General features: G+C 62.7%; 10 protein-coding genes. 1 reads left to right on the top strand and 9 read right to left on the bottom strand.

Going from position 1 to position 11,532, the window contains the following annotated elements; genetic code table 11:
* Positions 1 to 404: 404 nt before the first annotated feature.
* From K408_RS0125400 to lpxA, 6 genes are all read right to left on the bottom strand, one after another.
* Complete coding sequence (locus K408_RS0125400; protein WP_024341290.1) at positions 405 to 1,727, bottom strand: TRAP transporter large permease; 1,323 nt, start codon at positions 1,725 to 1,727, stop codon at positions 405 to 407.
* Between the two features lie 15 nt (positions 1,728 to 1,742).
* Positions 1,743 to 2,285, bottom strand: coding sequence for a TRAP transporter small permease subunit (locus tag K408_RS0125395; RefSeq protein WP_024341289.1), 543 nt, complete (start codon positions 2,283 to 2,285; stop codon positions 1,743 to 1,745).
* Positions 2,286 to 2,406: 121 nt separating this feature from the next.
* Complete coding sequence (dctP, locus tag K408_RS0125390; RefSeq protein ID WP_024341288.1) at positions 2,407 to 3,447, bottom strand: TRAP transporter substrate-binding protein DctP; 1,041 nt, start codon at positions 3,445 to 3,447, stop codon at positions 2,407 to 2,409.
* Between the two features lie 495 nt (positions 3,448 to 3,942).
* A complete protein-coding gene (gene lpxB, locus K408_RS0125380; RefSeq protein WP_024341287.1) occupies positions 3,943 to 5,142 on the bottom strand; it encodes a lipid-A-disaccharide synthase in 1,200 nt (399 codons plus the stop codon).
* Positions 5,139 to 5,996, bottom strand: coding sequence for an LpxI family protein (locus K408_RS0125375; protein ID WP_035698500.1), 858 nt, complete (start codon positions 5,994 to 5,996; stop codon positions 5,139 to 5,141). Before K408_RS0125375 ends, lpxB begins: the two co-directional genes overlap by 4 nt.
* A gap of 19 nt (positions 5,997 to 6,015) precedes the next feature.
* The gene (lpxA, locus tag K408_RS0125370) at positions 6,016 to 6,807 is read right to left on the bottom strand and encodes an acyl-ACP--UDP-N-acetylglucosamine O-acyltransferase (protein WP_024341285.1); all 792 of its coding nucleotides are present in this window, start codon (positions 6,805 to 6,807) and stop codon (positions 6,016 to 6,018) included.
* A 176-nt stretch (positions 6,808 to 6,983) separates the two neighbouring features.
* Between lpxA and K408_RS0125365 the strand changes: the two genes are divergently transcribed.
* Entirely contained in the window at positions 6,984 to 7,328 is a 345-nt protein-coding gene (locus tag K408_RS0125365; protein ID WP_024341284.1) for a KTSC domain-containing protein, read from the top strand.
* Positions 7,329 to 7,333: 5 nt separating this feature from the next.
* On the opposite strand, the gene fabZ is transcribed toward K408_RS0125365, so the two are convergent.
* The 3 genes from fabZ to bamA all read right to left on the bottom strand — a co-directional run bounded on the left by fabZ (position 7,334) and on the right by bamA (position 11,510).
* The gene (fabZ, locus tag K408_RS0125360; protein ID WP_024341283.1) at positions 7,334 to 7,795 is read right to left on the bottom strand and encodes a 3-hydroxyacyl-ACP dehydratase FabZ; all 462 of its coding nucleotides are present in this window, start codon (positions 7,793 to 7,795) and stop codon (positions 7,334 to 7,336) included.
* Positions 7,792 to 8,859, bottom strand: a complete 1,068-nt coding sequence (gene lpxD, locus K408_RS0125355; protein WP_024341282.1) for a UDP-3-O-(3-hydroxymyristoyl)glucosamine N-acyltransferase — start codon at positions 8,857 to 8,859, stop codon at positions 7,792 to 7,794. Before lpxD ends, fabZ begins: the two co-directional genes overlap by 4 nt.
* Before the next feature lie 125 nt (positions 8,860 to 8,984).
* Positions 8,985 to 11,510 (bottom strand): outer membrane protein assembly factor BamA, encoded by a 2,526-nt coding sequence (bamA, locus tag K408_RS0125350; RefSeq protein ID WP_024341281.1) that lies wholly within the window; start codon positions 11,508 to 11,510, stop codon positions 8,985 to 8,987.
* Positions 11,511 to 11,532: the final 22 nt, after the last annotated feature.

Below are 11,532 nucleotides of genomic sequence, written 5' to 3'. Positions count from 1 at the left end.
GCCTCCCGGGATAGCCATCGCATCGCCGGTCTGTATTTTCGGGGCGATGCGGGTCTCGCCCAGGGTGTGCACCCGAATTCGTCTCGGGTTCGCGTTGCGCGACGGAGATGTCGCGGATATTGATCCAGGTCGCGATCAAGGCGATCTACGATCGATGGTCTCTTGGGGTGCGAAATGAGCAGGCGTAGCAACGGATGTTTGCCCACCGAAATCGTAAACATCCGCTCCGTGTCAATCGCCTTGCTGTCACGCTCGGCTGCAAACTTCCGGTCACATCCTCGCGGCTGTTGATGCCGGCAAAGTCGGAGCGAGCGATGCAAAAACGTAGAACCGCGCGGTAGACGGCTGGAAGTTGTGTTGCGAGCCAGCACAATGGCGCGCCGCGTCCTTCACCTGTTAAGCTGCTACCTCGCCACGCCGAAGAACAGGTTCGGGAAGTACAGCGCGATATCCGGGAAAACGATCAGGATCAGCACACCGACCATAGTCACAAGCACGTACGGAATCACGGACCAGTAGATATCACCCATCGTGACTTCCGGCGGCGCCACGCTCTTCAGATAAAACAGATTGAAGCCGAAAGGTGGTGTCATATAGCCGATCTCCATCATAATGATGAAAATCACGCCGAACCAGATCGGATCAAAATTGTAGGCCTGGACCACCGGCAGGAACACCGGAAGCGTGATCAGCATGATCCCGACCGGGTCAAGCACCATGCCCAGGATCAGCAGCACGAACAACATGAACGCGAGGGCTCCCCACTTTCCGCCGGGAACAAGCGTCATCAGGTGATTCATCAACTCGCTGGCACCCAGCGTCGTGTATGCCGTCGAGAACGCATGCGCGGCGAACAAGATCCACATGATCAGCGCCGTCAGGCGCAGGGTTTGGATCGCCGCGTCGTTCAGCACGGCCACCGACAGCCTGCGATGAACGGCGGATGCGATCAGCGCGCCGAACACGCCCAGCGCGGCAGCCTCCGTCGGTGTTGCAAAGCCGCCGAAGATGGCGCCGAGCACCAGAAACACGATGAACAGCGGCAAGAACACGGCTTTCAGTGAAGCGAACTTCGTTTGCCAGTCGCCGCGCTCCTCGATCGGCAATGCAGGCGCAAGCGATGGCTGCAACCAGGCGCGAACGCCGATATAGATCGAAACCAGCACGAACAGCAGGATGCCGGGACCGATTCCGGATGCGAACAGCCGGCCGACTGATACCTCGGTCAGCAAAGCGTAAAGCACCATCAGGATCGATGGGGGGATCAGGATGCCCCAGCCGCCGCCGCAGTTGATCGCGCCGACAGCGAGCCGCTTGTCGTAGCCGCGCTCCAGCATCCGCGGCAGCGCTATGGTGCCCATCGTCACGACTGCGGCGCCGCTGATCCCGCTCATCGCGGCAAAGATCGCGCAGATCGCTACGGTGCCGATCGCAAGCCCGCCGCGAAAGCCGCCGAACCAGAGATGCATCATCCGGTAAAGATCGTTCGCGACACCCGACTTCTCGAGCAGCATCGCCATATAAACGTACATCGGTATCGCGATCAGCGTGAAGCTCATCATCGAGTCCCAGAACTTGGACGCGACGATGTAGAACCCGACCGGCCCCATCGTGAAGTACAGGAAGACGACCGAGATGCCGCCGAGGGTGAAGGTAAGCGGCGTGCCGATGAAAAGGAAGACCAGCAGCGAACCGAAGAATAGAAGCGTGAGAAGCTCGACTGACACAATGGATCCGTTCGTCTAATGAGAGGGTTCGTCGGTCGCCTGCTTGCCGAACGTATCCGGGTCGTTCTCCAGCCCCTTGACGGTGCGGATGTCCGAGACAAACCGGACGAGGCCCTGCAGCAGCAACAGCACGCCCGCGACTGGGATGATGATCTTGACCGGCCAGATATGCGGATTCCAGAGACTGGACGATCTCTCGAACTTGGCCGCGGAATCCCAGGCCATGTCGACGCCTTGCCAGATCAGCACCCCGAGGAAAAGGAAGAACAGGAATGAAGTAGCGAGATCGACGACCGCCTTGTTCACGCGGCTGAACTTGCCATAGATGATGTCGACGTTGACATGGGCCCGCTCGACCAACAGATACCCGCCGGCAATCACCGCGTACCCGCCGAAGATCAGCTGTGCGAATTCGGCGGTCCAGATAGCCGCACTGCCGACGACGTAGCGCATGATCACGTCGGTCATCAGCAGCAGGAACATCGGCGCGATCAGCCATGCCGCGACCTTGCCGATCCAGATATTCAGGTGCGTGACCGTCCTGGCGAGTTTCAGCATTCTATGACCCGTATTCTGACGACCGCAAGTCAGCGCCGCCTGTTCACGCTGTCGGTGATTCGGAACGATTTTGAAGCAGCCGTGCCGCCTGCCGTGCCCCGCCGGCCGGCGGCCGGTAATGTCAGACGTAACCGAGATCGGTCATCAATGTCGTCAGGGCCTCGCCACCCTTGCTCGCAACAGGTCCCTTGGCGATCTCCTTCTGGAGAATGCCCTTCGAAGCATCGGCGAACTTCTTGAGCACGTCGTCGGGAAAGCGAACTACCTCAACGTTCATCTTCGTCTTGCCGGTGGTCAGCGCAATCGCTTCCTTGTGCAGATACTCGACCGAGCGACGGAAGTAGCGCTCTTCGATCAAGGCGAGAAACTGGAGCCGGAGATCGGCAGGCAACTTGTCCAGCGCAGCGGTGCTGATGATCCAGCAGTCGTTAGTGACGCCGAGCGCCGGTTTCATGTGATAGGGCGCGACCTCCCAGAACTTCATCGACAGCGCGCCGATCGCCGCGCCCCAGTGGGCGCCATCGACGACGCCCGTCGAAATCGCCTGGTAGATCTCGGGGCCGGCGACCTGTTGCGGCGATGTGCCCGCGGCCGACAGGTAATCAAGCATCGTGCCGGCCGAACGCACCTTCAGGGTCCCGAGGTCTGCCGCAGAGGTGATCTTCTTCTTCAGCACGATCTCGGTCGGATAGGCCTTTTCGCCGAGCAGGATCACGCCCTTGGGTCGCAGTTCATCATTGACCATCTTCTCGATGCCGAGATTCTTGGTCAGGTGCATCAGCTCCCAAGTCTCGCGCAACGTACCCGGAACTCCGTAGTACAAACCCATCGCCTGCGCCTCGCCGAGGATATAGGCCGGCGAGATCGTGCCCATCTGAACGACGCCCTTGCGGACTACGTTGAAGATCTCGCGATCCTTCGCGATTTCGCCCGCGCCGTACAATTCCATCTTGAAGCGTCCGCCGGTACGTTCTTCCAGCTCCTTTTGCAGTACGACAAGACTGTCGTTGAACGAGCCCGATGCTTTGGGCCAGTGTGACTGCACCTTCCAGGAAACCTTTTCCTGCGCGTGCGCGCTTCCAATGATCGAAGGCGTTGCAAGCGTTGCTACGGAACCCATCAACACGTTTCGGCGATTGAACTTGCTGTTCTGATCCGACATGTCTCTCTCCCTTGCCAGCCCGTCTGAATAGCTGAGCCGTTCTTTTTAGAAATGAGAACATGAGACAACTCGGCAAGTCAATCAGCGTTCGTCTTTGCCGTTCCGCGCAGCGGAACACGTTGGGATGGCTGAGCGCTTTCGGATCAAGTGGCCGACGTGACGGGCCAGCATGTCAATCAAAGCGTGTGGCTCCAGCGTGCTGTCGAGCCAAAGCCAGTCGGCCGAGACATTTTCATGCCACCGGTCCATGCCTTGGTGGAGCGTGTACGTATGAGATTGCCGGTAAGCCAATTGCGGTCGCCCACTGGCGGCGTCTTCTGCAGCAATCCAGACGACAGTGGTATTGATCGCCGTCTTAGCTGGCAGTAACTGAAACTGGACGCTTACACGTTGTACTGGGTGTCGAAGGCGCTGGTTGCTGTCCCGTTGAGCGCATGTTGTACGTTGCGCGCATACACAATCGTTTGTTCGCTCCCGCTTTCCTCATGCAGACGCTTATGAGGACACGCCCGAGCCCGTTCGCACGCCCTTTCGCATCGCGGCAAGCACGATGTCGGCGGCGAGCACGCTAGGCGATGTGTTACCCGTCGACATGATCTGATCGAGCTGGGCGAATGCTTCCACCTGTCGCCGGCGAAGCGGCGAATCCATCAGCAGTTCGGCGAGCGCCGGCGCGAGCTTATCCGGCGTGCAATCCTCCTGCAGAAACTCCGGAATGACGTCCTTGCCGATCACGAGATTGGCAAGGATCACCGACGAGACGCGGATCGCGCGGCGCAGGATGAAAGCTTCGATAGCGCCGACGCGATAGGCGGTCACCATCGGAATGCCCGACAGCGCGAGTTCGAGAGTCACCGTCCCGGATTTGGCCAGCGCGGCGCGCGCGATCCGGAAGGCGGCACGCTTCTCGTTCTCCCCGATCACGAGCTGCGGCTTGACCGGCCAATTGGCAATGCCTTCACGGATGGTGGGTTCGAGATGCGGCATGGTCGGCAGCATCAGCTCGAACGCGCGCCCCTCCGCCTGCAACCGGCCGAGTGCCGCGCCGAACACATCGAGGTGATGCCGGATCTCGCTGCGCCGGCTGCCTGGCAGCACCAGCAGCACCGGCGGCTCGCCATCGCGTCGTGTCTGCTCCTCCGCGGTCGGCCGCAGCGACGCCAATTGCTCGATCAGCGGATGACCGACATAGCTGCAGGGCGGCCCGCCGAGCTTGCGGTATTCCTCCGGCTCGAACGGCAGCAGGCCCAGCACATGGTCGACGTAGCTGAGCATGGTCCGCGCCCGTCCCGGCCGCCACGCCCAGAGCTGCGGCGAGACGTAATCGACGATCGGGATCTCGGGACTGCGCGAGCGCACGCGGCGGGCGACGCGATGGGTAAAATCGGGGCTGTCGATGATGACGAGCGCGTCGGGCGCGGCATCGGTCACGGCGTCGGCCGTCTTTCGGATGAGCCGCAGGATCTTCGGCAATTGCTGCACCACCGCGGCAAAGCCGACGATCGACAGCTCCTCGATCGGAAACAGCGTTGCAAGGCCCTCGCGGGCCATGGTGCGGCCGCCAACGCCGACGAACTGCACACCGTCGCCGAGGCGCTGGCGCAGTACCTTCATCAAGGAACTGCCGAGCCGGTCGCCGGATTCCTCCGTCGCGATCAGGAAGATCTTGCGCTTGGGATCACGCGACTGCATCACGCGCTCAGCCCTATGACGAAGAGATATTTTGCGTCGGCAAGCGCGATCATCGCCTGCGGCTCGGCGGCAATGGTGTTGCCGGCGCTGACCGCGATGCCCGCAAGGCCGGCGGCCGCGACGCCCTCGATTGTGCGCGGGCCGATCGTCGGCAGGTCGAAGCGCAGATCCTGGCCGCTCTTCGGTGCCTTCACCAGCACGCCGCGTCCGGTGGCAGCGCGGATGCGCCCTTCCTCCCGCAGCCGCGCGACGCGAGCGAGCAGCGCGTCTGTGCCCTCTATGTCCTCGACGGCCACCACGTGGCCGTCGATCACCACGACAGCCTGGCCGATGTCGAACGCGCCGAGCGCGGTCAGCACCGCGCGGCCGCGTTCGATGTCGGCCTTGCTGGTGTCGCTGGGCCAGGCGCGACTGATGCAGCCCTCGGGCATCAGCAGATCCGGCGCGACATCCTTGATGCCGACCATGCGAAAGCCATCCTGCTCGAGCATGCGGCCGACACCGGACAAGAGATGGTCGTCGCCCCCGCGAAAGGCGCGGATGACGTTGCCGAGCAGGCGCAGCGTCTTGATGTCGAACCGGATCTCCGCCAGCGACGGCCGCACCAATGTGCCGATGAAGATCAGGTCGCGGCAGCCTTCCTGGCGAAACAGCCGCATCGCGCGGCCGAGCTGGCCGACCGAAATCCAGCGATGGCGGAACTGCTCCACCCGCGCCGGATCGCAGGCCCCGCGCAGCGGAAACAGCACCGGCGTGATGCCGCGCGCCGCGAGCGACTCGGCGACCGCAAACGGCATTGCGCCGCCGCCGGCCACGATCCCGACCGGTGACGAAACTTCCGGAGCCGCCGATGTCATTCCCGCGGCCATCGCAGGGTCACTTCGCGATAGCGGGAAGACAGAGCGGGCGCTTGCCCTTGCCGATGAAGTCGAGGATTTCGGCGATCGCAGGGTCCTCGCCCGCCAGCGGACGCGCCGCCTCCAGCCGTTCGGCGAATGTGCCGGAGCCATGGAAAAGCTTCTGGTAGAACGCACGCACGGTCGCGAGCCGCTGCTTTGTGAACTTGCGCCGCTTCATGCCGATCAGGTTCAGGCCTTCCAGCACCGCATATTGACCGTTAACGAGACCGAACGGAATGATGTCGTCGCGCACCCCACAGACGCCGCCGACCATGACCTGCGATCCGATGCGGGTGAACTGGTGCACCGCGGACAAGCCGCCGATGAAGACGAAATCGCCGATCTCGCAATGACCGCCCAGCGTCGCCGAGGTCGCGAAGATCACGTCGTTGCCGATATGACAGTCGTGGCCGACATGACTGCAGTTCATGAAATAGCCGCGGTCGCCAACGGTCGTGACGCCGCCGCCGGCAACAGTGCCGGCGTTCATGGTCACGGACTCGCGGATGGTGCAGCCCGCGCCGATCCGGAGCTGCGTCAGCTCGCCACGATAGCCGAGCGATTGCGGCGGCGTGCCGAGCGAGGCAAAGGGATAAATGGTGCAATCGTCACCGATGGTCGTCTGCGCGGTGATGTGCACATGTCCGATCAGCTTGCAGTTCTTTCCGATCGCGACGTTCGGGCCGATGATGCAATAGGGTCCGATCTCGGTACCCTCGCCGATCACGGCGCCGTCCGCGACCCGTGCGGTGGGATCAATCTTGCTCATCAAGCCAATCTTACTCGTCAAGAAGGTCTGGTTATCTATTGAAGTCGCTCGCTTTTCCGGTGGTTAGCGCGACTATGCCCGATCTGTCCAGTGACGTATCATCTCGCCGTGTTTCAAGTGCCGGATGAGGCGGCCTTCCCGGTCCAACAGGACGTTCAAGCGGAGCTTCAATTGTCGTGGTCAGGGCCCTGGTCCTCTTGCTAGCGCAGCTCGCGGGTACACCGATCGTGTCAGAGACGATCGAGACTGGCGAGCAGCGGATCGTCGATCTCGTCACGTTTGAATGCCGGGACATCAGCCGCAGCACGGTGCTTCAGCGGGTCTGTTACGATCGCGCGCAGCAGGACCTGATTGTCGCGAGCAACGGCGCCTATGTCCGTTATTGCGGCGTGGCGGCGGACACCGTCGAACGCCTCATGGGCGCACCGTCCATGGGTCAGTTCTTTAGCCGGAATATCAAACGTGAGGCGACCATCGGGCGCTACACGTGCCGGACGCGCGAGCCGGTCCAGAAGAGCTGATCCGCTCAGTCCGTCAGCATGGCGCCGACGTCGGCCTCCGCCACCACCTGGCCGTTGACCTTGGCATCACCGTGAAACCACCACATGGCTTTGCGGCGGCCCAGCGAGCGCATGTGATATTCGATGGTGTCGCCGGGCAGCACCGGCTTGCGGAACTTGCACTTGTCGATCGTGAGGAAATAGACCGCCCGCGGTTTCTCGGTGCCCTCGACCGACTTGATGCCGATCACGCCCGCCGTCTGTGCCATTGCCTCGATCATCATGACGCCGGGATAGACGGGGCGCTCGGGGAAGTGCCCCTGGAAGGCCGGTTCGTTGAAGGTGACGTTCTTGATGCCGATGCCGCTGTAGTCGGCCCGGATGTTGATCACGCGGTCGATCAAGAGCATCGGAAAGCGGTGCGGCAGGGTCTGGAGGATGGCGTTGATATCCACCAGCTCGAACTTAACAGGTGATTCCGCCGTCATTCCCGTCCCTCGTCTTTCGGCTCCGCCTTGCTGTCGCGTACCAGGCGCTCCACCGCGATGATCTCTTTGAACCATTGTTTGGTCGGCTTGGCGAAATGCCCGCCCCATCGGCCGCCCGGGGGGATGTCGTCCTTGACCGCGCTCATGGCCGTCACCTGCGCTCCGTCGCCGATCTTGAGGTGATTGTTGATGCCAACCTTCGCTCCCAGCGCCACGTTGTCGCCGATGGTCAGGCTGCCGGCGAGACCGATCTGCGCCGCGAGCAGGCAATGCCGGCCGATCGTCACATTGTGGCCGATCTGGACCTGATTGTCGATTTTAGTCCCCTCACCGATCACGGTATCCCGCAAGGACCCACGGTCGATCGTGGTGTTGGCGCCGACCTCGACGTCGTTCTGGATCAGCACCCGTCCGGTCTGCGGCACCTTCAGATGGCCTTCGGGGCCGAAGAAGATGAAGCCGTAGCCGTCCTGACCGATCGAGCAGCCGGGGTGGATCAGCACGTTGTTGCCGATCAGGGCGCACTGGATGGCGGTTCGGGCACCGACATTGCAGTCGCGGCCGATCTTGACGCCCGGGCCGATCACCGCGCCGACGCCGATCACGGTGCCGCTGCCGATCTCGACGTCGGGGCCGATCACGGCCAGGGGATCGACGACCACGCCATCCTCGAGGCGGGCCGTGGGATCGATGATGGCGGATGGCGCGATACCGTCGTTGCCGACCCAGGATTGCGGCCTCAGCGCGTCTCCATGCCATTCCCGCGCGATCCTGACGAAGGCGCGGAATGGCTGCGCCACCCGCAGCACGGCCACATGCGCAGGCACCTCGGCCTCGAATCGCGGGCTGACCAGGCAAGCACCAGCCCTGGTCGCCCGGAGCTGATCGGCATATTTGAGGTTGTCGAAGAACGCCAGATGCATGGGGCCCGCCTCGTCCAGCGAGGCAAGGCCCGTGATGACGTGGGCGCCCCTCGCGGGGTCGACCAGCTGCGCCTTGGTCAGCGTGGCAATCTCGGCCAACGCTGTGGCAGGCGGCTTTGTGAAGAAGATCGGCTGCGCCATTCCACCCCGTCGCGGTCCGGCTTCGGCATGAAGCGGCCAGGCCGCATCATGCCTCATGACTTGGATTGGCACGATCCCCTTCGGAAACCGGCTCCACTGATCCGGATCGTGCCGTACTGATCGAACTAGAACGTGGTGCCGCCGCCGAACCGGAATTCCTGCACGCGATCGTACTTGCCCTTGCTGAGCGGCACGGCGTAGTCGAAGCGAAGCGGACCGAACGGCGATTGCCAGATCAGGCCGACACCGACCGAGGAGCGCACGACCTTGCTGTCATCATACACGAGGCCGGTGCAGGTGCCGCTGCTCGCCGGATCGATGGTCGATGGGATACAGCCGGGCGCATTGACTTCGTTGGTCGTGGTCCAGCTCGTCGGCCCCCTGTAGTCGTAGAGGCCACCGGCATCGGCATAGACCGCCCCCTTCAGACCCACCTCCTTCGGCAGGAACCAGAACGGCATCTGCAATTCGAACGAAGCGCCCCAGTACTGGGTGCCGCCGAGCGCATCCCGCGAACCGTACGGATTCAAGTCGCGCGGGCCGATGCCGTTCGGGGCAAAGCCGCGGACGAGGTTCGGGCCCATCTGGAAGTGGTCGAGCATGCGCAGATCGCTGCTCATCTTGTTCAGCATGCCGCCCTGCAGTCGAATGAGGCCGACGATGTCGGACACGAGCGGCGTGTAGTACTTCGCATCGACCACCGACTTCAGATAGGAGACGTCGCCACCGACGCCGGCGAAATCCTGCCGGAAATCGACAAGCAGACCGTCGGTGGGGTTCTTGTTGTTGTCCAGCGTGTTGTAGGTCAGCGTGTAGCCGAGCGCCGAGGTCAGGGTCTTGCCGTTGGCTAGCTCCCTGCGCACCGGCAGCGAGGCTTCGCCATCGTTGTAGCAGCCGAGGCCATTGGTGGACGGATCCAGAGGTATACCAGTGGCAGCAGAGAAGGCCGGGCTGGGATTGAACGCCGCCGAACCGACCACGTTGTTACAGTTCGCAAGGTAGTACGGAAGCGTGATCTCCTGCTGGTAGATCGAGTAGCGCACCTGGAGCGCCAGATCTTCGCGCAGCGAGAAGCCGAGGCGCGGCGAGAAGCCGAGCGTCTTGGTGCCGTAGGAGATGTAGCTGTTGGACAGCTGCTGGCGCTGATAGAGGTCGAGACCGAGCGCCACGCGGTAGTCGAGCAGATAAGGCTCGACGAACGACAGCGAGTAGCCGCGGGCATACTGGCCATACGTCACCGACGCCTTGGCGAACAGGCCGCGGCCGAGCAGATTGCGCTCGGAGACCGACACTTCGGCCAGCGCGCCGTCGGTCGTGGAGTAACCGCCCGAGATCGAGAAGTCGCCGGTCGATTTCTCTTCCATGTCGACATTCAGGATGACGCGGTCGCTCGATGAGCCCGGCTCCGTCGTGATCTTCACCGTCTTGAAATAGTCGAGGTTCTTCAGGCGCCGCTCGGCGCGGTCGACCAGCGCGCGATTGTAGGCGTCGCCCTCCGAGATGTCGAACTCGCGGCGGATCACGTAGTCCCGCGTGCGGGTGTTGCCGCGCAGGTTGATGCGCTCGATGTAGGTGCGCGGGCCCTCGTCGATGTTGAAGACGACAGAGACCGTGTGCGCCTCGAAGTTGCGGTCACCGCCGGGCCGGACCACGGCGAAGGCATAGCCGCGACGCGAGGCCTCGATCTGCATCTCCTCGACCGACTTCTCGACCGACTCGACGTTGTAGAGCGAGCCGACATTGACGCGCGAATAGGCGCGCATCGACGCGGGATCGAAGTTGGGAATGCTGGAGCGGAAGTCGACCGTGCCGACGCGGTACTGCGCGCCTTCCTCGATCTTGAAGGTGACGTTGAAGCCCTTCTTCTCCGGATCGTACTCAGTGAGCGCGGCCACGACCTGGACGTCGGCGAAGCCGTTCTTGAGATAGAAGCGGCGGATCAGGTCGCGGTCGGCCTCGACGCGATCGGGATCATAGATGTCGCCGCTGGCGAGAAAGCTCAAGAGGTTCGATTCACGCGTCTTGATGACGTCGCGCAGGCGGTAGGACGAGAAGGCGTTGTTGCCGACGAACTCGATCGACTTGACGCCGGTCTTGGCGCCCTCCTCGATTGTAAAGATCAGGTCGACGCGATTGTTCGGCTGCTCGATGATCTCGGGCGTGACGCGCACGTCATAGCGGCCGGACCGGCGATAAATTTCAGCGATTCGCAGCGTGTCGGACTGCACCATGGCGCGGGAGAACGTGCCGCGCGCCTTGGACTGCACCTCGGCGGAGAGCTGCTCGTCCTTGATCTTCTTGTTGCCCTCGAAGGCGATCCGGCCGATCACCGGGTTTTCCACCACCGAGACGATGATCTGACCGCCGGGGCCGCGATTGATCCTCACATCCTGGAACAGGCCGGTCTCGATCAACGCCTTGAGACCGTCGTCAATGGCGCCCTGATCCAGGCGGCCGCCCGGACCCGGCCTAAAATAGGAACGGATCGTCTCCACTTCGACGCGGCGATTTCCCTCGACGGAAATCGACTGGACGCTCTGAGCGAGCGCAGACGAAGACAGGAAAACAGCCCCGACCGGGGCAATTACCGGCGCGCCGAACATGATCAGGGTTGCGAGCAAGCCCCCCCGGAGTCGCAGTCCAAACTTCATCGCGCAACGCGCCCTTATCATT

It is taken from the genome of Bradyrhizobium sp. in8p8 (assembly GCF_000426845.1).
In the GTDB taxonomy this organism is placed as follows: domain Bacteria; phylum Pseudomonadota; class Alphaproteobacteria; order Rhizobiales; family Xanthobacteraceae; genus Bradyrhizobium; species Bradyrhizobium japonicum_C.
Note: the sequence above shows the minus strand (reverse complement) of the source record. Positions and strands in the feature narration are given on the sequence as shown.